This is a genomic window from Derxia gummosa DSM 723 (assembly GCF_000482785.1).
Taxonomy (GTDB): domain Bacteria; phylum Pseudomonadota; class Gammaproteobacteria; order Burkholderiales; family Burkholderiaceae_E; genus Derxia; species Derxia gummosa.
In genome coordinates this window covers 181,413-202,308 of the sequence record NZ_AXWS01000015.1, presented here as the reverse complement: position 1 = coordinate 202,308, position 20,896 = coordinate 181,413, and the positions used below count along the sequence as shown (strand labels likewise).

Sequence of the window (20,896 nt, the reverse complement as noted above, 5' to 3'; positions counted from 1 at the left end):
ACCACGCGCGCGCCGGGCGGCAGGGCCGATTTCATACAATCGCGCCCGGCGCAGCGGGCCGGCCGACGGGTCGCAATCGCGCGCGCCGTGCCGCGAGGCAGCCTTCTTCCTTATCGAGCGTCGGACCGGACGGTGTCAGCGCTTCGCCACCACCCGCTCATGTCCCACGCCGATTCCCGCCCTGCCACCACGGACGACGCCCGCGCCGAACTCGCGCGGCTCGTGACCGCCGGGCTGATCTTCATCGTCTATTTCTGTCTGGTCGAAGCGGCTGTGGGCTGGCGCGAGCTGCTGCGCCAGTTCGCGGCGGCCGGCGCGCTGCCGCTCGCGCTCGCGGCCGGCGGGCTGGGCGGCAGCTATGCGCTGCGCGCGCTGCGGCTGGTGCAGGTGCTGGCGCCAGCGGCGGTTGGCGCCGCCGCAACGCCCGCCCGCCCCGCGCCGCCCGAGGCCGCGCCCGGCTTCCTCTGCCTGCTGCGCTGCCTGCTGCTCAACAACGCCGCCAACTGGCTGCTGCCCGCGCGCGCCGGCGATCTGGGCCTGCCGCTGCTGCTGCACCGCGAGGCCGGACTGCCCAAGGCGCGCGGCGTGGGCGTGCTGCTGTGGCTGCGGCTGCTCGACCTCCAGGCGCTCGCGGGCATCGGCGGGCTGACCTTCGCGCTCACGGCCGACGGCGTCGCGCGGCTCGGCGGGCTGGCGGCGCTGGCCGGCTCGGCCGTCGCGCCGCTGGTCATCGCGCGCGCCGCGCCGCTGCTGTCGGCGCGCGTGCCCCGGCTCGCGCCCGCGCTCGAACTGCTGCACCGCCCGGCCGGCGCCTTCGCGCGCGACATCGGCCTCACCTGGCTCGCCTGGGGCGTGAAGCTGGTCGCGCTCGGCGCGGTGCTCGCGCTCGTCGGTGCCCTGCCCTTCGGCGCCGGCCTCGCGGGCGCGATCGGCGGCGATCTTTCCACCGTGCTGCCCGTGCACGCGCCACTCGGCGCCGGCAGCTTCGAGAGCGGCGTGCTGCTCGCCATGACGCCCTGGGGCCTGCCGGCCGCCGGGCTGCTCGCCGCCGCGGTGCAACTTCATCTGCTCATGCTGGCCGTCGCGCTCGCCGCGACCGGCGCCAGCCTGCTCATTCCTTCCCGGATTCCTTCGCAAGAACGCCCATGAACCAAGCCGTCCCGGCCAGCGCGCCGTCGCTGTCCATCGTCATCCCGCTCTATCACGAGTCCGGCAACGTGCTGCCGCTGGTGGACCGCGTCCATGCCGCGCTCGGCAGCTATGCCGGCCCGTGGGAACTCATCCTCGTCAACGACGGCAGCCGCGACGCGACCCAGGCCGAAGCCGAGCAGGCGCGCGACAAGTGGGGCAGCCATGTGCGCCCGCTCGAACTCGCGCGCAACCTCGGCCAGACCGCCGCGATGCAGGCCGGCATCGACGCGGCGCGCGGCGAACTCATCGCCACGCTCGACGGCGACCTCCAGAACGACCCGGCCGACATCCCCGGCATGGTCAAGGCGCTCATCGAGCGCAAGCTCGACCTGCTCTGCGGCCGGCGCGCCAACCGCAAGGACGGCCTCATCCTGCGCAAGATCCCGTCGCGCATCGCCAACCGGCTCATCGGCCGCATGACCGGCATCCGCATCAGCGACTACGGCTGCTCGCTCAAGATCTACCGCGCGGCGATGATCAAGCGCGTGCGCCTGTACGGCGAGATGCACCGGCTCATCCCGGTGTGGGCGGCGATGGTGACGTCGCCGCAGCGCATCGGCGAGATGGACGTGAGCCACCACGCCCGCATGGTCGGCCAGAGCAAGTACGGCATCTCGCGCACCTTCCGCGTCATCCTCGATCTGCTGACGGTGTTCTTCTTCATGCGCTTCCAGGCGCGGCCGGGGCATTTCTTCGGCAGCCTCGGGCTGATCTTCGGCGCGGTGGGCGGGACGATGATGACCTGGCTCGCCTTCCTCAAGCTGGTGATGGGCGAGTCGATCGGCGGACGGCCGATGTTCTTCACCGCGATGCTGCTGCTCATGTTCGCGGCCCAGTTCATCACCACCGGCCTCGTGTCGGAGATGCTGACGCGCGTGTTCCAGCCGATGCGCCCGACGCCGCTCACCGACGCCAGCCCGGTCGCCGGTGACGCGGGCGGCTGGCATCTGCTGCCCGGCATGAAGGCACCGGCCGAGCCGGCCGTGACCACGCCGCCGGCGATGCCCGGCCTCGGCCAGACCGGCGGCTTCGCGATCGTGAGTCCGGCACCGCAGGCGGGCGGCGTGAGCGGCGGCGGCGCGCCCGCCGGCACCGCAGCCACGCCCGCCGGCACGCCGGAGCCGCGCCCGTGAGCGCCATCTTCTCCACCGACAACGGCCGCCACGGCCTCGGCGCCAGCTTGCCGAGGCGCATGCCGGTGTTCGTCGGGCTGCTGATCTTCGCGATCGCGGGCTTCTGGCTCGGCAGCAGCCAGCAGCCGCTGTTCGACCTCGACGAAGGCGCCTTCAGCGAGGCGACGCTGGAGATGCTGCGCAGCGGCAACTTCCTCACCACCACGCTCGACGGCGCGCCGCGCTACGACAAGCCGATGCTCAGCTACTGGCTGCAAGCGCTTTCAGTCAGCGTGTTCGGCGTGAACGAGTTTGCGTTCCGGCTGCCGTCGATGATCGCAGCGACGATCTGGATGTGGATCACCTTCGGCTTCGTGCGCGAGCGCGAGAACGAGCCCGAGAAGGCCTGGCTCGCCGCCGCCTCGCTCGCGCTCGGGCTGATCCCGGCGCTCATCGGCCATGCCGCGACGGCCGACGCCATCCTCAACCTGCTGCTCGCCGCCGCCGGCCTCGACCTCTGGCGCCATCTCGAAAGCGGCCGGCGCGCGCCGCTGCTGCGCGCCGCGCTGTGGATCGGCCTCGGCGTGCTGTGCAAGGGGCCGGTGGCCATCGTGGTGCCCGGCCTCACGGGGCTGATCTGGGCGCTGTGGGAACGGCGGCTGTTCATCTTCCTGCGCTCGGCCTTCGACTGGGCGGCCTGGCTCATCGTGCTGGCCGTGGTGCTGCCCTGGGGTGTGGCCTGCTGGCTGAGCGACGGCGGCGACTTCATCCGTCACTTCCTGTTCGACCACAACGTCAACCGCTACAGCCGCACGATGGAAGGCCACGGCGGCCACCTCTGGTACTACGTCGCGACGCTGCCGCTCATCGTCGCGCCCTTCAGCGCGCTGCTGCCGGGCGCCTTCCGCCGCGCGAGCACCGGCGATTCGCTCGACCGCTATTGCGTCGCGTGGTTCGTGCCGGTCTTCCTCATCTTCTCGACGTCGTCCACGCAGCTGCCGCACTACCTGCTGTACGGCTGCACGCCGCTGTTCGTGCTGTTCGGCCGGCAGGCGCTGCGGCTGCCGGGGCGGCTGGCGCTGATGCTGCCGGGCTGGATCGTGCTGGGCGTGATCGCGAGCGTGCCGCTGTGGCTGCCGACGGTGCTCGCCAACACCCACCGGCCCTGGGACGCGGCGCTGCTCGCGGGCGCGCTGGAAGCGGTCGGGCCGGGCTATATCGCGGTGTCGGTGGCGGCGCTGGTGGCGGGCTTCGCGGCCTGGATCTGCGCGCCGCTCACCTCGCTCGTGGTGCTCGGCATCGCGATGCAGGTGGCGGTGTGGTTCGCGCTCGTGCCGGCCATCGCCAACGGCCAGCAGGAACCGACGCGCGCCGCCGGCCTGCATGCGCGCGCGGCCGGCGCGACGGTGGTGAGCTACGGCACCAAGCTGCCGACGTTCAGCGTGTATCGCGGCGCGGCCACGCCGCCGCGCACGCCCGAGCCGGGCGAATGGGCCTTCCTCAAGATCGACCAGATGGCCTCGCTGCAAACCGAGTTGGGTCCGAACGCCGTGCTGGTGGAGGAATTCCGCCAGGGCGGCGTGCTGCTGGTGCGGCGCGAGGCGGATTCGGCGCCGACGGCCGCGCCGTCGGCCACGCCCGCCACCCCGCGCGCCGACAGCGCCACGCCGCGCGCGACGCCCCCGGCGCCCGGCGACGCCCCGGCCGATGCCGGCGCCGGCGCCGACGCGCCCGCCACGCCCCAACCCGCCGACCGCCCCGCGCAATGACCGCCTACCTCGCCGCCCTGCGCCGTCGCCACGAGGCGCGCCGCGCCGTGCTGCCTCCCGTCTGGGCGGCGCGGGATTCGCTGCTGCAATCGACGCTGCTCGCGCTGCTGCTCGGCGGCGCGGCGGCGGCGGTGACGCTCGCGGGCGGCTATCACGCGGGCTTTCACGCGATCAACGACGCGGCGCGGCCGCTGTCCGACCGCGCGCTCAGCCTCGTCACCTACGCCGGCGACACCGTGCCGGCGCTGCTGCTGCTCGCGCCTTTCGCGCACCGCTTCCGCCAGCTCGTGTGGTTCGCGCTGATCGCGGCGCTGGTCGCCACCGTGTTCACGCACGGCATGAAGCCGCTGCTCGACCTGCCGCGTCCGCCCGCCGTGCTCGACGCCGAGGCCTTCCGGCTCGTCGGCTCGCCCTATCGACGCGTGAGCTTTCCGTCGGGCCACAGCGTGACCGCCTTCGTGACGGTGGCGGTGCTGGCCTGGCATCTGCGGCCGGCCTGGCTGCGCGGCGCGCTCATCCTCGTCGGCGCGCTGATCGCGGCCAGCCGCGTGGGCGTCGGCGCGCACTGGCCGGTCGATACCCTCGGCGGCGCGGCGCTCGGCCTGCTCGCCACCGCCGTCGCCGCGCGGCTCATGAAGCGCTGGCCCGACGCGCCGGGCTTCTGGCCCTATCACCTGCTGGTGCTGGTGCTGGTCGGCATCTGCGGCTGGGGGTTGTGGCTCGGGCCGCCCTATCCGCTCGCGACGCCGCTGCTGCGGCTGCTGGCGGTGACGGGGCTGTTCTGCCTCGCGCGCGATTTCGTCTGGGCGCCGCTGCGGGAGATGAAGGCGGGCACGACGGCGCTGCCCGATACCGGCTCGGCCGTCGTCACGACGGACGCCATGCCCGCCCGCGAGCCGGCCACTGGCGAGCACGCCTGATCGCCTTCACCACGCCGCGCGTGTAAGCCCGACCGCCCGCTTGCAATTCCGGCCGCCGGCACCCCGCCCGCCGCGCCGCCCGCCCCTGCGCCACGGCGCCTGCGGCGCAGGGAACACCTCTTGCCGCGCTACCTGACGCCCATTCACCCGAGGAGTCAGGCCATGAGAGCGCTCTGCTGGCACGGCAAGAAGGACATCCGCTGCGACACCGTTCCGGACCCGACGATCGAGGCGCCGCGCGACGCGATCGTCCGCGTCACGAGCTGCGCCATCTGCGGCTCCGACCTGCATCTGTTCGACGGCTTCGTGCCCGGCATGGAGCGCGGCGACATCATGGGTCACGAGTTCATGGGCGAGGTGGTCGAGGTCGGCCCGGCCAACAAACGCCTCAAGGTGGGCGACCGCGTGGTCGTGCCCTTCACCATCTGCTGCGGCGAATGCGACCAGTGCCGGCGCGGCAACTACTCCGTGTGCGAGCGCAGCAACCGCAAGAAGGACCTCGGCGACAAGGCCTTCGGCCACGCCACCGCCGGCCTGTTCGGCTACAGCCATCTCACCGGCGGCTATCCCGGCGGCCAGGCCGAATATGTGCGCGTGCCCTACGCCGACGTGACGCCGGTGAAGATCCCCGACGGTCTCACGGACGAGCAGGTGCTCTTCCTCGGCGACATCCTGCCGACGGGCTGGCAGGCCGCCGTGCAATGCGACATCCAGCCGACCGACATCGTCGCGATCTGGGGCGCGGGGCCGGTGGGGCAGTTCGCGCTGCGCAGCGCGCTGCTGCTCGGCGCGATGCGCGTGGTGGTGATCGACCGTGTGCCAGAGCGGCTCGCGATGGCGGCGGCGGCCGGCGCGACGGTGATCGACTTCGAGAACGAGAGCGTCATCGAGCGGCTGCAGGACATCACCCACGGCAAGGGGCCGGACAAGTGCATCGACTGCGTCGGGCTGGAGTCGCATGCGAGCGGCCATCTCGATTCGATGATGGACCGCGCCAAGCAGGCGGTGATGCTGGAGACCGACCGGCCGCATGTGCTGCGGGAAATGATGTACGTCTGCCGGCCGGCGGGCGTGCTGTCGGTGCCGGGCGTGTACGGCGGGCTGCTCGACAAGCTCCCCTTCGGCGCGGCGATGAACAAGGGCCTGACCATCCGCACCGGCCAGACCCATGTGAACCGCTGGACCGACGACCTGCTCAAGCGCATCGAGGCCGGGCAGATCGACCCGAGCTTCGTCATCACCCACACGATGGCGCTGGAGGACGGCCCGGCGATGTACAAGGTCTTCCGCGAGAAGGAGGACGGCTGCATCAAGGTCGTGCTCAAGCCGGGGCTGGCGCCCGGCGTAGGGCGGGTGACGACGGCGGCGTGAGCGCTGCCGCCTTCGGGTGGCATGGCGGCATGCCGGCCGCTTCGGCACGGCGGGCGCCTGCCGCCGCGCCGTCCGGGGCCGCTCAGGCGCCCGGCTTCTGCCCGCTCAGGAAGGCCGCGAAGGCCGCCTGCGCCGACGGCTCGGCGAGCAGGCGCTCGAACATCGCGCCCTCCTCGTCGATGCGCGCCAGCAGCGCCTCGTGCGCCTTGCCCGCGGTGCCCTTGCCGCTGATGCCGCGCAGCAGTTCGCGCGTCGCACGCACCGATTCGACCGGCAGCGCCACCAGCTTGGCGGCCTGGCGCAGCGCGTAGGCCAGCAGCTCGTCGGGCGGCACGAGGCGGTTGACGAAGCCCATTTCCAGCGCCTCGTCGACGCCGAAGGGTTCGCCAAGCAGAAGCTTTTCGGTCGCGCGTTGCAGGCCGGCGAGGCGCGGCAGCAGCAGGCTCGACGCCGCCTCGGGGCAGAGGCCGAGGCGCGCGAAGGGCAGCGCGAACACCGCGTCGTCGGCGGCATAGACCAGATCGCAATGCAGCAGCATCGTCGCGCCGATGCCGACCGCCGGCCCGCGCACCGCCGCGACCATCGGCTTCTGGCAGCAGGCGAGATTGCGGATGAACTGCATCACCGGCGCCTCGGGGCCGCGCGGCGGATTGGCCTGGAAGTCGGCCAGATCGTTGCCGGCGCAGAAGGCCGGCCCCTCGGCCGCGAACAGGATGGCGCGCACCTCCGGCTCGGCGGCGGCGCGGTCGAAGGCCTCGTTCAGCTCCTCGTACATCGCGGCGGTGAGCGCGTTCTTCTTGTCGGGACGGTTGAGCACGACGCGCAGCACGCCGGCTTCGATGTGGGTCAGGACCTGGCTCATGGATGGCTTTCGGTGAGAGCGGTTGAGGCCGCCGCGCGGGACGGCGCCGGGCGGGCCGGCGTGCCGTGGGGCGCGCGGGTGATGGAGTGATTCTGGGCGCCGCGCGGGGCGGCGGGAATGCGGGCGGATCAAGGGGACGGCGGGGCGTTTCCGGAATACCGAAATTCCGTGGCCGGTGCAGCGCTTTCGCGCGATAGTTTCGGAAAAACGGAAACCGGCTGCATCCGCCGCTTGCGAGGATTGCGCCTTCCTGAAAGTCCGAAATGAATCCAGACCTTTCTCCCGCACCCGCGCTGCTGGCCCTGCCCGGCGCGCTTGGTGCCGTGGTGCGCGAGCGGCGCAAGGCGCAGGCGCTGCGCATCGACGACGCGGCCAGCCTGCTCGGCGTGTCGGTGGACCTGATGTCGCGGCTGGAAAACGGCCAGGGCACGGTACGGCTCGACAAGGCGCTCGCGGTGCTCGACGGGCTCGGGCTCGCGCTGATGGTGCTGCCGAAGGAGCATCCGTGGGCGCGCGAGGCGGCGGCATCCGGCGAGGCGGCGGCGCGGCCGTGAGCCACGAACTGCATGTGTGGACCGGCGACCGGCACATCGCGCGCATCGACCACGACGCGCGCGACGACCGCTGGTCGCTCGCCTACGACGCCGACTGGGCGGCCGACGCGGCGGGCTTCCCGTTGTCGCCCGCGCTGCCGTTCGCGCCACCGGCGCCCGGCCATGCCTCGGCGTCGGTCAAGCGCTTCATCGAGCATCTGCTGCCCGAGGGCCGGGCGCTCGACACCGCCCTCGCCTACAACGGCCTCGCGCGCACGAACGTGTTCGGCCTCATCCGCGCGCTCGGCGCCGAGACGGCCGGCGCGCTGCGCTTCACGCCGAGCGCCGACAACGCGCCCGCCATCACGCGCGGCGAGTCCGGCACCGCCAGCGCGCCGACCGGCGCCGCCACCGCCGCCGACCCCACGCCGCGCGAGATCACGCCCGCCGAACTCGACGACCGCATCGCGCGCCATGCGCAACTGCCGCTCACGGTCTGGGACGGCCGGCTGCGCATGTCGGTCGCGGGGCTCCAGGACAAGCTGCTGGTCTGGCTCGACCGGCCGCTTGCCGAGGGCGGGCGGCTGTTTCTCGTGGATGGCGGGCGGCTCGCCTCGACCCATCTGCTCAAGCCCGACACCGGCGACGCGCGCACGCCGCATCTCGCGGTGAACGAGCATTTCTGCATGTCGCTCGCGCGGCGCATGGGGCTGCCGGCGGCCGAGGTGACGCTGCTGCGCGTGCCGCGTCCGGTGCTGGTGGTGAAGCGCTTCGATCGCGTGGCGCTGACCGTCGGCGGGCGGCCTTTCGTGCGGCGCGCGCACATCGTCGATGCCTGCCAGGCCTGCGACCTGCCCGTGAGCCACAAGTACGAACGCAACCTCGGCAACGCGCCCGAGGTTAGCCACATCCGCGACGGCATGAGCTTCGAGCGGCTGTTCGGCTGCGTCGCGTTCGCGGGCAACAAGGCGGCGACGCGGCTCGCGCTGCTGCGCTGGGCACTGTTCCAGTTCCTCATCGGCAACAGCGACGCGCACGGCAAGAACTTCTCGTTCCACGTCCGGCCCGGCGGGCTGCTGGAGCCGGCCGAGTGGTACGACCTCGTCGGCGTGCTGGCCTACGAAGGCTTCGACACCGAACTGGCGATGGCCTGGGGCGATGTGTTCGTGCATGCGGAGGTGAGCGCCTTCGCGCTCGCGGATTTCGCTGGGCGCTGCGGCATCGACCGGCGCTTCATGCGGCGCGAGGGGCGACGGCTCGCGAAGCTGGCGGGTGGCGCGGCGCGGGAGCAGGCGGAGCGCGGCGGGTATCTGGCGGAGGAGCGCGGGTTTGTCGTGGGCCTAGCGGACTTCGTGGCGCGGCAGGCGGAGCGGCTTGGACGCCTGCTCGATGAGGCGGTGGCGATCAAGGCCGACTATCTCTGAGCCGCCAATGGCGGGCCGCGCAGCCGGGCTGGATGGCTGATGTGGGCGCACCCGCCCTCCAGCCCGAACGGGCTTCGGTGGCTTACACCCGCTCGAACACCCCCGCCGCCCCCATCCCCGTCCCCACGCACATCGTCACCATCGAGTACCTCGCCCCGCTGCGCCGCATGCCGTGGATCGCAGTCGCGCTGCGGATCGCGCCCGTGGCCCCGAGCGGATGCCCGAGCGCGATCGCGCCACCATTCGGATTGACCTTCGCCGGATCGAGCCCGAGATCGCGGATGACGGCCAGCGACTGCGCGGCGAACGCCTCGTTCAGCTCGATCCAGCCCACGTCCGCCAGCGCGATGCCCGCGCGCTCCAGCACCGCCGGGATCGCCACCTTCGGCCCGATGCCCATCACGTCCGGCGGCACGCCGCGCACCGCGAAGCCGGCCCAGCGCGCGAGCGGCACGAGGTTGAAGCGCTTGAGCACCGCCTCGCTCACGAGCACCAGCGCGCCCGCGCCGTCCGAGGTCTGCGAGCTGTTGCCCGCCGTCACGCTGCCGAAGCCGGTCGCGCGGCCGGCCGGGTCCTTCGGCGCGGCGAAGGCCGGCTTCAGCCTTGCAAGCGCTTCCAGCGAGGTGTCGGCGCGCGGGCCTTCGTCGGCGGCGACGAGGCGGCGGCGCTCGTCCACCTCAGCGCTGCCGAGCCTCGGAAAGCGCTCGACGATCTCGAATGGCGCGATCTCGTCGGCGAAGCCGCCCGACTGCGTGGCGGCCACCGCGCGCCGGTGCGACTCGACCGCGAAGGCGTCCTGATCGTCGCGGCTCACCTTCCATTGCTGGGCGACCTTCTCGGCCGTCAGGCCCATGCCCCAGGCGATGCCGACGTTCTCGTCGGCGGCGAAGATGGCCGGATTGAAGCTCGGCCGCGCGCCGCCCATCGGCACCATCGACATGCTCTCGGTGCCGGCCGCGATCATCACCTCGGCCTCGCCGGTGCGGATGCGGTCGGCCGCGATCTGCACCGCCGTGATGCCCGAGGCGCAGAAGCGGTTGACGGTCGCGCCGGCCACGGTGCTGGGCAGGCCGGCGAGCAGCGCGGCGATGCGCGCCACGTTCAGCCCCTGCTCGCCCTCGGGAAAGGAGCAGCCGACGATCATGTCGTCGATGGTCGCCGGGTCAAGCGCGGGCACCTTCGCCAGCGCGCTGCGCACCGCGTGCACGAGCAGGTCGTCGGGCCGCGTGTTGCGGAACATGCCGCGCGGCGCCTTGCCGATCGGCGTGCGCACCGCGGCGACGACGTAGGCGTCCTGGAGTTGCTTGGTCATTGCGTCTCTCCTTCGGCGGCGGCGCGGGACTGGCCCGCTGCCGGCAGCGCCGGAATCGATGGCCGGAAGCCGGCCGGAGTGTTCTGGGTTCCGTCGGCCAAGTTCAGTTGCGCACCGGCTTGCCGCCGTTCAGCAGGCTCATGATCCGTTCCTGCGTCTTCGGGTTGCCGAGCAGCCGGCCGAAATGCTTGCGCTCCAGCGCGAGCAGCGTGGCCTCGTCGGCGATCGAGCCGGCCTCGACCTGGCCGCCGCACATCACCTCGGCGATCGTGCTTGCGAGCTGTTCGTCATAGGCGGTGATGAGGCCGCCGTCGCGCAGGTTGGCGAGCTGGGCGCGGATGGTCGCGATGGCCGACCGGCCCGCGACCGCGAAGGTGCGGCCCGGCAGCGGCGGCCGGTAGCCGGCGCCGTGCAGGCCGCGCGCCGTCTCGATCGCGGCCGACAGCAGCTCGTGGATGTTGAGCACCACCGGGTCGTCGGGCAGCAGATAGCCGTACCTGCGGCTCTCCAGCGCCGAAGTGCCGACGTTGGCCATCGCCACGTTGGTGAACAGCGTCTTCAGCGCCGGCAGCAGGTCGCCGCCCTCGGGCGTCAGCTCGGCGGCGCGGCGCGCGAGGTAGGTGCTGCCGCCGCCGCCGGGCAGCAGACCGACGCCGATCTCCACCAGCCCCACATAGCTCTCCAGATGCGCGACGCGCTTGGCGCAATGCACGGCCAGTTCGCAGCCGCCGCCGAGCACGATGCCGGCGAGCGCCGCCACCGTCGGCACGCTCGCGTAGCGCAGGCGCAGGAACACGTCCTGCAGCGCCTTCTGCGCCGGCTCGATGCCGGCCGGCCCCTTGGCCATGAAGGCCGGCAGCATCGCCTGGAGGTCGGCGCCGGCCGAGAACGGCCCGCCGCTCAGGCTCGCCGGCTGCCAGATCACGAGGCCCTTGTAATTGGCCTCGGCCAGCTCGATGCCCTTGTGCAGCCCGGCGATCACGCCCGGGCCGATGGTGTTCATCTTGGTCTTGAACGAGGCGATCAGCACCTCGTCGCGGCCGGCGCCGTCGGCATGCCAGAGGCGGATGGCGTCGTCCTCGAACACGGTGGTGCCGGCCGTGCGCGGATCGGCGCCGCCGTCGCCGGCCAAAGAGGCACGGAAGATCTGCCTTTCGTACACCGGCAGCTCGCGCGGGCGGACGTAGCGGCCTTCGCTCGCCGACCACGAGCCCTCGGGGCCGTGGGCGGCGTCGATCTCGTTCACCCAGGCGGGCAGCGGCGTGTCGCTCATCGCCTTGCCGGCCGCGATGTCCTCCGCAATCCAGCCGGCGATCTGCTTCCAGCCGGCGTTCTGCCAGGTCTCGAACGGGCCTTCGGTCCAGCCGAAGCCGAAGCGGATCGCGAGGTCGATCTCGCGCGCGCTGCGGGCGATGTCGCCGAGGTGCACGGCAATGTAGTGCCACACGTCGCGGAACACGCTCCACAGGAACTGCGCCTGCGGATTGGACGATTCGCGCAGCAGCCTGAAGCGCTCGGGCGCGGGCTTCTTAAGCATGCGGCCGACGATCTCGTCGGCCTTGCCGCCGGCCGGCACGTACTCGCCCTTGGCGGGGTCGAGCCGCAGGATGGCCTTGCCGTCCTTGCGGTAGAAGCCGGCGCCGGTCTTCTGGCCGAGCGCGCCCTTGTCGATCAGCGCCCTGAGCACGGCCGGCGTGCCGAAGTGCGCGCGGAAGGGGTCGTCGGGCAGGCCGCGTTCCATCGTCGCGATCACATGGGCGAGCGTGTCGAGGCCCACGACGTCGGCGGTGCGAAAGGTGCCCGACTTGGCGCGGCCGAGCTTGCTGCCCGTCAGGTCGTCGATCACGTCATAGCCCAGGCCCAGGCGCGCGGCATGGTGAAAGGCCGACAGGATGCTGAACACGCCCACGCGGTTGCCGACGAAGTTGGGCGTGTCCTTCGCATGCACCACGCCCTTGCCGAGCGTGTGCGTGAGGAAGGTTTCGAGCGCATCGAGGATGTCCGGCTCGGTCGCGGGCAGCGCGATGAGTTCGGCCAGATGCATGTAGCGCGGCGGGTTGAAGAAGTGCACGCCAACGAAGCGCCGCGCCAGCTCCGCGTCAAAGCCCTCGCTCAGTTGCGCGAGCGGCAGGCCCGAGGTGTTGGTGGCGAAGATCGCATGCGGCGCGAGATGCGGCGCCACCTTCTCGTACAGCGCGCGCTTCCAGTCGAGCCGCTCGGCGATGGCCTCGATCACGAGATCGCAGCCGGCCAGCTTGCCGAGGTCGCTGTCGTAGTTGGCGAGTTCGATGAGGCCGGCCTCACCTGCGTCGCCGAAGGGCGCGGGCTTCAGCTTGACCAGCCCGGCCACGGCCTTCTCGGCGATGGCATTGGGCCGGCCCTCGGTCGGCAGGTCGAACAGCACGACCGGCACGCGCGCATTGATGCAATGGGCGGCGATCTGCGCGCCCATGACCCCGGCGCCGAGCACCGCGACCTTGCGGATGGAGATGGACATGAAATGCTCCTTCAGAGCGGATCGGTGGGTCCGGCCGCCGCGCGCGTCGCGCAGCAGCCGGCGCGGATCAGAACAGCCCGGCGTCGAGCGCCATGAGGTTGCCGGCGCCGGAGCGGCCGGCGCGGATGAGGGCGGCCGTTTCGGGCAGCAGGCGCACGAAGTAGAAGCGCGCCGTCGCGAGCTTGGCGGCGTAGAACGGATCGCCGCCGTCGGCCTTGTCGAGCGCGAGCTTGGCCATGCGCGCGAACAGCCAGGCGTACACCAGATGGCCGACCACGCGCAGGTAGTCGGTGGCGGCGGCGCCGGCCTCGTCGCGGTTGCCCATGGCCTTCATCGCGACTTCCATCGTCATCTTCTCGACCTTGCCGGCGAGGTCGGCGAGCGGGTTGACGAACTCCTGCATCGCCTCGTTCACGCCCTCTTCCTCGATGAAGGCCTTCACCTGCTCGCCGAACTTGCGCAGCTTGGCGCCCATGTCGCCGAGCACCTTGCGGCCCAGCAGGTCGAGCGCCTGAACGCCGTTGGTGCCCTCGTAGATCATGTTGATGCGCGCATCGCGCACGAACTGCTCGACGCCCCATTCATGGATGTAGCCGTGGCCGCCGAACACCTGCTGCGCGGCCGTGGCGGCGGTGAATCCGTTGTCGGTCACGAAGGCCTTGCAGATGGGCGTGAGCAGGGCCACCACGTCGGCCGCGTCGCGGCGGGCGTCCTCGTCGGGATGGTGGTGCTCGATGTCGATCTGGAGCGCGGTGTAGTACAGCAGCGCCCGCGCGCCCTCGGTGTACGCGCGCGCCGTGAGCAGCATGCGGCGCACGTCGGGATGGACGAGCAGCGTGTCGGCGGGCTTGTCGGGCTCGGCCGGGCCGGTGAGGGCGCGGCCCTGGCGGCGGTCCTTCGCATAGGCGGCGGCGTTCTGGTAGGCCACTTCGCCCAGGCCCAGCGACTGCACGCCGACCGCGACGCGGGCCGCGTTCATCATCACGAACATCGCCGCGAGGCCGCGGTGCGGCTCGCCGATGAGCCAGCCGCGCGCGTCCTCCAGCACAAGCTGGCAGGTGGCGTTGGCGTGGATGCCCATCTTGTGCTCGATGCCGGCGCAGAACAGGCCGTTGCGCTCGCCCGGCGAACCGTCGGCGGCCGGCACGAACTTGGGTACCAGAAACAGCGAGATGCCCTTGCTGCCCTCAGGCGCGCCGGGCAGCCGCGCGAGCACGAGGTGGACGATGTTGGGCGTCATGTCGTGCTCGCCGGCGCTGATGAAGATCTTGCTGCCGGTGATGGCGTAGCTGCCGTCGTCGCGCGGTGTGGCCTTGGTGCGCAGCAGGCCGAGGTCGGTGCCGCAGTGGGGCTCGGTCAGGCACATGGTGCCAAGCCATTCGCCGCTCACGAGCTTGGGCAGGTAGGCGGCCTTGAGTTCCTCGCTGCCGTGGGCGTGCAGGCATTCGTAGGCGCCGTGGGTGAGGCCGGGGTACATGAGCCAGGCCTGGTTGGCCGAGTTGCCCATCTCGAAGAAGGCGGTGTTGAGCACATAGGGCAGGCCCTGGCCGCCGTGGTCGGGATCGGCCGAGAGCGTGGGCCAGCCGCCGTCGCGGTACTGCGCGTAGGCATCGACGAAACCCTTGGGCGTGGTGACGCTGCGCGTGTCGCGGTCGTAATGGCAGCCCTCGGCGTCGCCGGGCAGGTTGAGCGGGGCGATGACGTTCTCGCAAAACTTGGCGCCCTCCTCCAGCACCGCGTCGAGCGTGTCGCGGCCGGTGTCGGCGTGGGCGGGGAGATGCTTGAGCACGGACTCGGCGTCGAGCAGTTCGTGCAGCACGAACTGCATGTCGCGGAGCGGGGCGCGGTAGCTGGGCATGGTGGTCTCCGGTGTGATCTGGCGCGGGGCGCGGCTTGGTGTTCGGGGCGGGGGCGGACGGTGGACGCAGCGGTCAGCCGGCCGGCGCGCGGCAGCTGTCGATGAGCCGCGCGAAGGCGATGCGGGCGCGGTCGGCGGCGCGGGCGTCGCGCAACAGCCGCGCCTGGTGATGCAGGGCGAGCAGGTTTCCGTACAGCTCGTGGATGAACTGGTCGGGGTCGAGGCCGGGGCGCAGATGGCCTTCGTCAACGGCCTGGGCGAGCGCGCGGCGCAGCGCGGCCTGCCAGTCCTCGACCATCGCGCACAGGGCGTCGCGCACGGCGCCGGGACGGTCGTCGAATTCGGCGGCGCTGCTCACGTACAGGCAGCCGTGCGGGATCTCGACCTCGCACACGCGGCGGATCCAGTTGGCGACCATCGCCTCCAGGCGCGGCAGGCCGCGCGGCAGCGCGAGCGCGGGCTCGAACACGTCGGCGCGGAAGACGCGGTGGTATTCGCTGAGGACGGCGATCTGCAATTCCTCGCGCGAGCCGAAATGCGCGAACACGCCCGACTTGCTCATGCCCGTGCGCTCGGAGATGAGGCCGATGGTCAGGCCCTCCAGCCCGTCGCGCGCGGCGAGGTCGAGCGCGGCGGCGAGGATGGCGGCGCGGGTCTGCTCGCCCTTGCCGGTGCGGGGGGTGCTGCTGGCGGAGGGGTTGAGGGGGGTGGACATGGCGGGGGGAACTCGGTTGTCTGGTCGTGCCGGCGTCGGGTTGCTGCTTGAGTGGCGGCGCCGGACAAAACGAACGGTCGTGCTTTTTTAGCTGGGATTGATGACAGGTGGAAGTGCGTTACAGGCGGTCGAGGGTTTGTCGGGAGGGGCGGGAAGGACAGGTGTCCGGGAATACCTGCGGCTTGTTCATTTTTTCTTCCTGTTCAGAGAAAATGAACACAACTGATTTTTGAACAAGACCGCTGATGAATGCGCTCGCCATGCCTCCCGGCCTCGCCGCCGAGGCCACCCTGCTCGACCGGGCACTCGCCGCGTTGCGCGAGCGCACCGGCTTGCAGGCCACGCTCGCCACACGGCAGGTGGCCGAAGGCGGCGCCCCGGCCGACGCCCTTGTCGCCATCGTCGGCGCGGCGGGTGAGCGTCGCTATCGGGCGTTCGTCATCACCAGACCACCCAAACCCGCCGACCTTGCGCGCGTTGTCATGACCAGTTGGCCCGACGACCCCGCACTGCTTGTCGCGCCGCACATCAACGCCGCCCAGGCCGAGCGCTGCCGCGCCAACAACCTCGAATTCATCGACGCCGCCGGCAACGCCTTCCTGCGCGGCGCCGGCCTGTTCGTGCAGATCGTTGGCAACAAACCCGACGACGAGGCCACGAGCCTCCTCGCCGGCAAGCGCGCCAACGGCGGCGCCGGCAACGCCGCCGCGCTGCGCGTCGTGTTCGGCCTGCTCGTGCGCCCGGCGCTACTCGACGCCACCTATCGCGACATCGCCGCCGCGGCCGGCGTCGCCCTCGGCGGCGTCGGCGCGGTGCTCGACGACCTGACGCGGCGCGGCCATCTGCGCACGGTTGACGGCCGCCGCCGGCTCATCGAGCCGCGCCGCCTGTTCACCGAATGGGAGAACCACTGGCCGACGCGGCTGCATCCGCGCCTGAAGGCCCGGCGCTTCACCGCCGGCAAGCCCGACTGGTGGCGCGACCTCGATCCGCTCGCCCACGGCGCGCAATGGGGCGGCGACGTGGCCGCCTGGCATTACACGCAGGCGCTCAAGCCGGCGACGGTCACGCTCCACCTCGCGCCTGACGACCTGGACGCCGGCCTGCGCGGCCTTGCGCGCGCCGGGCAGCTGCGCGCGGCGGCCGATGGCGAGGTCGAGATCCTCCAGCGCTTCTGGGATCTCGACCGCGTGCCCGACGGCCCGCTCGCGCCAGCGCCGCTCGTGCACGCCCAGCTCATCGCCACGCTCGACCCGCGCGCGCTCGCGGTCGCGGCGCAACTGTTCGACAGCCACCTCGCCGATGCGCTCGCTCAAGCCTGAACGGCCGGTGCCGGCCTTCATCGCCGACATCGCGGCCGAGGTGGGCGAGGCCGCCGCCCGCCTCGGCCTCGACTGCCTCATCGTCGGCGCGACCGCCCGCGATCTGCTGCTCGACCATGTGCACGGCCTGCCCGCGCCCCGCGCGACCCGCGACATCGACATGGCCTTCGCCCTCGCCGGCTGGCCTGATTACGAGCGCCTGCGCGCCGCCCTGCTCGCCTGCCCGGGCTGGCATGCCTCGGCCGCCCAGACCCAGCGCCTGCTGCGCGTCCACGGCGGCAGTCCGGTGCCCGTCGATCTCATCCCCTTCGGCGCGATCGAATCCGGCGACCGCACGATCGCCTGGCCGCCCGGCCACGATGCCGCGACGCTCGCCCGGCCCGACACTCGCGCCGCGATCACCGCCCTGCTCGACGACGCAAGCCTTTGCACGAAGCTCGCGCTCGGCCTCGCCCGCGCCCTGCCCGATGACGACAGCGACCACGCCTCGCGCCTGCTGGCGGCCTTCGCCGCCGGCTTCCGGCACGGCCCCATGACGGAGTGACCTCCATGCCCACCCTCGGCCTCATCTCCGACACCCACAACCTCGTGCGCCCCGAGGCGCTGGCCGCCCTCGCCGGCTGCGACGCCATCGTCCATGCCGGCGACATCTGCAGACCGGAGGTGCTGGCGGCGCTCGGCCGCATCGCGCCCGTCACCGTCGTGCGCGGCAACAACGACCGGGGCGACTGGGCGCGCGCGATTCCCGAGTGGGCGACGCTCGACCTCGGCGGCGTGCGCGTGTTCGTCGTGCATGACGAGGCCGACCTGCGGCGCTTTCCGCAGCACGTCGGCGCGCGCGTGATCGTGACCGGGCATTCGCACCGGCCGACGCTGTTCGAGGAAGACGGCGTGCTGCATGTGAACCCCGGCAGCGCGGGTCCGCGACGCTTCACGCTGCCGATCGCGCTGGCGCGGCTGCGCATCGAGGCGGGCGCCGACGGGGCAGTGCTGGCGGTGGAGTTCGTCAATCTGGTGGGCGAGGCGGCGGTGCCGGTGGCGACGCGCTGACCACCCCTGGCGCGCCGTCGCGATCAAGCGCCACGCCGTCGCACAACGCTCAACCCGCCGCGCCCGCCCCGAACCGCCCGACCATGAAGTCCACGAAGCTGCGCAGCTTCGGCGGCATGCGGCGGTCACGCACCGTCACTAGATGCATCGGCCGGGGCGGCGGCTGGAAGCTGTCGAGCAGGCTCACGAGCCGGCCCGCCGCGATGTCGTCGGCGACAAGCGCCGCTGGCAGCATCACGAGACCGAAGCCGGCGAGCGCCGCCGTGCGCAACGCGATGCCGTTGTTCGCGCGCAGCCGCACCGGCCCGGACGCGGGCAGGCCACCGTCAAGCGCCCAGCGCACGTCGTGTCCGCCGTAGGTGAACACGAGCCGCGCATGCCCGGCGAGCGCGGCCGGTGTCTCGGGCCGCCCGGCCCGCGCCAGATAGGCCGGCGCGCCGCACAGCAGCATGCGATAGGGCTGCAAGGGCCGCGCGACCAGCCCCGAATCATCGAGCGGCCCGACGCGGAAGGCCGCGTCGAAGCCCTGCCCCACCACATCGACGATGCGGTCGTCGGCCACCAGATCGACCTGCACCTCGGGATGGGCCGCGAGATAGTCCACCAGCGCGCCCGCGAGCGCGAAGCAGGCGAAGGCGACGGTGCAGCTCACGCGCAGCGTGCCGCGCGGGCCGCCGCGCAGCGCCGCCGCATCATCGTCGGCGGCGGCCACCTCGGCCAGGATGGCGCGGCTGCGCTCGCAGTAGCGCGTGCCGATCTCGGTCAGCGCCAGCCGCCGCGTGCTGCGCGTGAACAGCCGCGTGCCGATCGCTTCCTCCAGCTGCCTGATGTGCTTGCCCGCCATGCCCGACGACATGCCGAGCGCCTCGGCGGCGGCGGTGAAGCTGCCGTGCTCGGCCACGGCGACGAGGACTTCCATGCTGCGCAGCTTGTCCATGTGGAAGGCGGATTGCGTGCTGATTGCGTACTGGCGGTGAGAACTGTCGGCACCGCCGGGCGGTTCACGCGCGGCGGGCCGGTTTACAGAATCGCTGCTCCCCACACCTCACAAGGAGAGCAGTCATGAAGATCGTCATCGTCGGCGCCAGCGGCGCCATCGGGCGCGCCGTTGCCGAATTGCTGGGCGCGCGGCACGAGATCGTGCCCGTCGGGCGCAGCAGCGGCGCCCATCATGCCGACATCACCGATCCGGCCTCGATCGCGGCCGCGCTCGAAAGCATCGGCCGCTTCGACGCGATCGTCGTCGCCGCCGGCGATCCGCATTTCGGGCCGCTGACCGACACCTCGCCGGCGCAGTTCGCTGCCGGCCTCGGCGGCAAGCTGCTCGGGCAGATCAATGTCGCGCTCGCCGCCCTGCCCTGGCTCGCCGACGGCGGCTCGATCACGCTCACGAGCGGCTGCCTGAGCGAGCAGCCGGTGCGCGGCGGCAGCAATGCAAGCGTGAGCAATGCCGGCATCGACGCCTTCGCGCGCAGCGCGGCTGTCGATCTGCCGCGCGGCCTGCGCATCAACGCGGTGAGCCCGACGGTGCTGACCGAATCGCTGCCGAAGTACGGCGACTACCTGCCCGGCTTCGACGACGCGCCGGCCGCCAAGGTGGCGCGCGCCTATCGCCGCAGCATCGAGGCCGGCGAGACGGGGCAGGTGTATCGCGTCTGGAGCTGAGGCGCGCGGCAACTGGGCATGCAGGCGGCAAGGCTCGCGCGGTGCGCGGCCCGCGGTGCCATGCGGCAGGCCGGCGGTTCAGCCGCGCCAGCGCTCCATCTCGCGCCGGTCGCGCTTGGTCGGCCGACCGTGCAGCTCGAAGCTCGGCTCGGGCGCGAGCCGGCGCTGTTCGGCTTCGCGCTCGCGGCTCTTGCGGCTGGCGTCGGTCTCGGCGTAGAGCGCCTGCGCCACCGGCGCCGGGCCGCGCACATCGCTCACGCCCTGCACCTGGATCTCGAATTCGCCGCCGGGCGAGCGCACGAGCAGCCAGTCGCCCGCGCGCACGTCGTGCGCCGGTTTCACCACCGCGCCGTTGAGCTTGATGCGCCCGGCCTGGCAGGCCTCGGTCGCGAGGCTGCGCGTCTTGAAGAAGCGCGCGGCCCAGAGCCATTTGTCGAGTCGGACGCGTTCAGTCACGGCCATAGGCAGGAGTCCCGTCGAGAAGGTTGAGGGTTTCCGGCTCGCCCTTGCGAGCCTTTGCAGCGTGAACCCGCGCGGCGGCTTGCGCCTGCGCGGAAGTGCCGAGGGCGGGGGCGACGGACGGCGCCAAGGCCGCCATGCACGCCGCGCCCGCCGCCTGCACGGCGGCGTCACCGGCCGCCGCGCGCGGCACCGCGAACACCCGTTCCGGCGTCACCACGCAGATGGCGTCGCCCGGCGCGGCATCAACCATCATGCCGCCGGTGAAATCGCCGAAAGCCGGCAGCACGCCGGTACGCGCGCCGAAGTGGAAGCACGGCAGCCGCAGCCCCTCGCGCCGCGTCGCGAGCCGCCACGCCGGATGCAGATGGCCCGCGAGCACATAGGCGCCGTCGATCTCGCAGGGGTGATGGCAGAAGGCGAAGCCCTCCTCGCGCCAGCCTTCGGGCCGCTCGTCGATGCCGAGGTCGACGGGCAGCGCGCCGGCCTTCGCGTCATGGTTGCCGCCGACGAGCACGAGCGCGAGCTGGCGCCGGCGCGCGCGCCAGTCGCGCAGCGCGGCGAGCGTGCGCGGGTTGTGCGCATGGGCGTCGTGCATGAAGTCGCCGAGGAAGATCACGCGCTCGGCGCCATGGCGGTCGATGGCCGCGTCGAGTCGGCGCAGGTTGTCGGCGGTCGTGCCTTCGGGCACCGGCATGCCCTTGGCGCGATAGCTCGCGGCCTTGCCGAAGTGGGCATCGGCCACGAGCAGGGTGCGGCGGCGCAGCCAGTCGAGCGCGCGCTCGGGCGCGAGAAAGATGTCTTCGGAATGCAGCTTGAACTTCATGCGGAACGGC

19 protein-coding genes are annotated in these 20,896 nt (G+C 72.2%); 11 read left to right on the top strand and 8 right to left on the bottom strand.

What is annotated here, in order from left to right:
- Positions 1 to 159: 159 nt before the first annotated feature.
- From H566_RS0116380 to H566_RS0116360, 5 genes are all read left to right on the top strand, one after another.
- On the top strand, positions 160 to 1,149 hold the full coding sequence (locus tag H566_RS0116380) for a lysylphosphatidylglycerol synthase domain-containing protein (RefSeq protein WP_028312274.1): 990 nt from the start codon (positions 160 to 162) through the stop codon (positions 1,147 to 1,149).
- A complete protein-coding gene (locus H566_RS25835) occupies positions 1,146 to 2,324 on the top strand; it encodes a glycosyltransferase family 2 protein (protein ID WP_084545204.1) in 1,179 nt (392 codons plus the stop codon). Before H566_RS0116380 ends, H566_RS25835 begins: the two co-directional genes overlap by 4 nt.
- Positions 2,321 to 4,072 (top strand): ArnT family glycosyltransferase, encoded by a 1,752-nt coding sequence (locus H566_RS25830; RefSeq protein ID WP_051378881.1) that lies wholly within the window; start codon positions 2,321 to 2,323, stop codon positions 4,070 to 4,072. Before H566_RS25835 ends, H566_RS25830 begins: the two co-directional genes overlap by 4 nt.
- Positions 4,069 to 4,992: a phosphatase PAP2 family protein gene (locus H566_RS27650; protein WP_051378880.1), complete on the top strand. Its 924-nt coding sequence runs from the start codon at positions 4,069 to 4,071 to the stop codon at positions 4,990 to 4,992. Before H566_RS25830 ends, H566_RS27650 begins: the two co-directional genes overlap by 4 nt.
- Before the next feature lie 162 nt (positions 4,993 to 5,154).
- Complete coding sequence (locus H566_RS0116360) at positions 5,155 to 6,363, top strand: zinc-dependent alcohol dehydrogenase (protein WP_028312273.1); 1,209 nt, start codon at positions 5,155 to 5,157, stop codon at positions 6,361 to 6,363.
- Between the two features lie 82 nt (positions 6,364 to 6,445).
- On the opposite strand, the gene H566_RS0116355 is transcribed toward H566_RS0116360, so the two are convergent.
- Complete coding sequence (locus tag H566_RS0116355; protein WP_028312272.1) at positions 6,446 to 7,225, bottom strand: enoyl-CoA hydratase; 780 nt, start codon at positions 7,223 to 7,225, stop codon at positions 6,446 to 6,448.
- A gap of 263 nt (positions 7,226 to 7,488) precedes the next feature.
- Here H566_RS0116355 and H566_RS0116350 point away from each other — a divergent pair, with 263 nt between their 5' ends.
- Together H566_RS0116350 and H566_RS0116345 are read left to right on the top strand one after the other, a co-directional pair.
- Complete coding sequence (locus H566_RS0116350; protein WP_028312271.1) at positions 7,489 to 7,779, top strand: helix-turn-helix domain-containing protein; 291 nt, start codon at positions 7,489 to 7,491, stop codon at positions 7,777 to 7,779.
- Positions 7,776 to 9,182: a HipA domain-containing protein gene (locus H566_RS0116345; RefSeq protein WP_051378891.1), complete on the top strand. Its 1,407-nt coding sequence runs from the start codon at positions 7,776 to 7,778 to the stop codon at positions 9,180 to 9,182. The genes H566_RS0116350 and H566_RS0116345 overlap by 4 nt, the downstream gene beginning before the upstream one ends.
- An 82-nt stretch (positions 9,183 to 9,264) precedes the next feature.
- Here the strand turns inward: H566_RS0116345 and H566_RS0116340 are convergent, their stop codons facing one another.
- From H566_RS0116340 to H566_RS0116325, 4 genes are all read right to left on the bottom strand, one after another.
- Positions 9,265 to 10,494 (bottom strand): acetyl-CoA C-acyltransferase, encoded by a 1,230-nt coding sequence (locus tag H566_RS0116340; protein ID WP_028312269.1) that lies wholly within the window; start codon positions 10,492 to 10,494, stop codon positions 9,265 to 9,267.
- A gap of 103 nt (positions 10,495 to 10,597) precedes the next feature.
- Entirely contained in the window at positions 10,598 to 12,991 is a 2,394-nt protein-coding gene (locus H566_RS0116335; protein WP_034412004.1) for a 3-hydroxyacyl-CoA dehydrogenase/enoyl-CoA hydratase family protein, read from the bottom strand.
- A 67-nt stretch (positions 12,992 to 13,058) separates the two neighbouring features.
- Positions 13,059 to 14,849 carry an acyl-CoA dehydrogenase C-terminal domain-containing protein gene (locus tag H566_RS0116330; RefSeq protein WP_028312267.1) on the bottom strand — a complete coding sequence of 597 codons (1,791 nt, stop codon included), beginning with the start codon at positions 14,847 to 14,849 and terminating at the stop codon, positions 13,059 to 13,061.
- A 73-nt stretch (positions 14,850 to 14,922) separates the two neighbouring features.
- Entirely contained in the window at positions 14,923 to 15,564 is a 642-nt protein-coding gene (locus H566_RS0116325) for a TetR/AcrR family transcriptional regulator (protein ID WP_028312266.1), read from the bottom strand.
- A 245-nt stretch (positions 15,565 to 15,809) separates the two neighbouring features.
- On the opposite strand from H566_RS0116325, the gene H566_RS25820 reads away from it, so the two are divergent.
- The 3 genes from H566_RS25820 to H566_RS0116310 are packed head-to-tail and all read left to right on the top strand — an operon-like array spanning position 15,810 to position 17,936.
- The gene (locus H566_RS25820; RefSeq protein ID WP_051378879.1) at positions 15,810 to 16,886 is read left to right on the top strand and encodes a type IV toxin-antitoxin system AbiEi family antitoxin; all 1,077 of its coding nucleotides are present in this window, start codon (positions 15,810 to 15,812) and stop codon (positions 16,884 to 16,886) included.
- On the top strand, positions 16,867 to 17,430 hold the full coding sequence (locus tag H566_RS27645; protein WP_051378878.1) for a hypothetical protein: 564 nt from the start codon (positions 16,867 to 16,869) through the stop codon (positions 17,428 to 17,430). Before H566_RS25820 ends, H566_RS27645 begins: the two co-directional genes overlap by 20 nt.
- Positions 17,431 to 17,435: 5 nt before the next feature.
- The gene (locus H566_RS0116310; protein WP_034412003.1) at positions 17,436 to 17,936 is read left to right on the top strand and encodes a metallophosphoesterase family protein; all 501 of its coding nucleotides are present in this window, start codon (positions 17,436 to 17,438) and stop codon (positions 17,934 to 17,936) included.
- 49 nt (positions 17,937 to 17,985) lie between these two features.
- Here H566_RS0116310 and H566_RS0116305 read toward each other — a convergent pair whose 3' ends face one another.
- Entirely contained in the window at positions 17,986 to 18,873 is an 888-nt protein-coding gene (locus tag H566_RS0116305) for a LysR family transcriptional regulator (RefSeq protein WP_028312264.1), read from the bottom strand.
- Positions 18,874 to 18,896: 23 nt separating this feature from the next.
- Between H566_RS0116305 and H566_RS0116300 the strand changes: the two genes are divergently transcribed.
- Positions 18,897 to 19,601, top strand: a complete 705-nt coding sequence (locus H566_RS0116300) for a short chain dehydrogenase (RefSeq protein WP_342668735.1) — start codon at positions 18,897 to 18,899, stop codon at positions 19,599 to 19,601.
- A 78-nt stretch (positions 19,602 to 19,679) separates the two neighbouring features.
- Here the strand turns inward: H566_RS0116300 and H566_RS0116295 are convergent, their stop codons facing one another.
- Together H566_RS0116295 and pdeM are read right to left on the bottom strand one after the other, a co-directional pair.
- Positions 19,680 to 20,063 carry an RNA-binding S4 domain-containing protein gene (locus tag H566_RS0116295; RefSeq protein ID WP_034412052.1) on the bottom strand — a complete coding sequence of 128 codons (384 nt, stop codon included), beginning with the start codon at positions 20,061 to 20,063 and terminating at the stop codon, positions 19,680 to 19,682.
- Positions 20,050 to 20,886: a ligase-associated DNA damage response endonuclease PdeM gene (pdeM, locus tag H566_RS25810; protein WP_084545202.1), complete on the bottom strand. Its 837-nt coding sequence runs from the start codon at positions 20,884 to 20,886 to the stop codon at positions 20,050 to 20,052. Before pdeM ends, H566_RS0116295 begins: the two co-directional genes overlap by 14 nt.
- Between the last annotated feature and the right edge of the window lie 10 nt (positions 20,887 to 20,896).

What these genes read in the sequence shown, in the direction of transcription:
- H566_RS0116380 (WP_028312274.1), top strand. Translation starts at nt 160, where the DNA reads ATGTCCCACGCCGATTCCCGCCCTGCCACCACGGACGACGCCCGCGCC.
- H566_RS25835 (WP_084545204.1), top strand. Translation starts at nt 1,146, where the DNA reads ATGAACCAAGCCGTCCCGGCCAGCGCGCCGTCGCTGTCCATCGTCATC.
- H566_RS27650 (WP_051378880.1), top strand. Translation starts at nt 4,069, where the DNA reads ATGACCGCCTACCTCGCCGCCCTGCGCCGTCGCCACGAGGCGCGCCGC.
- H566_RS0116360 (WP_028312273.1), top strand. Translation starts at nt 5,155, where the DNA reads ATGAGAGCGCTCTGCTGGCACGGCAAGAAGGACATCCGCTGCGACACC.
- H566_RS0116355 (WP_028312272.1), bottom strand. Translation starts at nt 7,225, where the DNA reads ATGAGCCAGGTCCTGACCCACATCGAAGCCGGCGTGCTGCGCGTCGTG.
- H566_RS0116350 (WP_028312271.1), top strand. Translation starts at nt 7,489, where the DNA reads ATGAATCCAGACCTTTCTCCCGCACCCGCGCTGCTGGCCCTGCCCGGC.
- H566_RS0116340 (WP_028312269.1), bottom strand. Translation starts at nt 10,494, where the DNA reads ATGACCAAGCAACTCCAGGACGCCTACGTCGTCGCCGCGGTGCGCACG.
- H566_RS0116335 (WP_034412004.1), bottom strand. Translation starts at nt 12,991, where the DNA reads ATGTCCATCTCCATCCGCAAGGTCGCGGTGCTCGGCGCCGGGGTCATG.
- H566_RS0116330 (WP_028312267.1), bottom strand. Translation starts at nt 14,849, where the DNA reads ATGCCCAGCTACCGCGCCCCGCTCCGCGACATGCAGTTCGTGCTGCAC.
- H566_RS0116325 (WP_028312266.1), bottom strand. Translation starts at nt 15,564, where the DNA reads ATGTCCACCCCCCTCAACCCCTCCGCCAGCAGCACCCCCCGCACCGGC.
- H566_RS25820 (WP_051378879.1), top strand. Translation starts at nt 15,810, where the DNA reads ATGAATGCGCTCGCCATGCCTCCCGGCCTCGCCGCCGAGGCCACCCTG.
- H566_RS27645 (WP_051378878.1), top strand. Translation starts at nt 16,867, where the DNA reads ATGCGCTCGCTCAAGCCTGAACGGCCGGTGCCGGCCTTCATCGCCGAC.
- H566_RS0116310 (WP_034412003.1), top strand. Translation starts at nt 17,436, where the DNA reads ATGCCCACCCTCGGCCTCATCTCCGACACCCACAACCTCGTGCGCCCC.
- H566_RS0116305 (WP_028312264.1), bottom strand. Translation starts at nt 18,873, where the DNA reads ATGGACAAGCTGCGCAGCATGGAAGTCCTCGTCGCCGTGGCCGAGCAC.
- H566_RS0116295 (WP_034412052.1), bottom strand. Translation starts at nt 20,063, where the DNA reads ATGGCCGTGACTGAACGCGTCCGACTCGACAAATGGCTCTGGGCCGCG.
- pdeM (WP_084545202.1), bottom strand. Translation starts at nt 20,886, where the DNA reads ATGAAGTTCAAGCTGCATTCCGAAGACATCTTTCTCGCGCCCGAGCGC.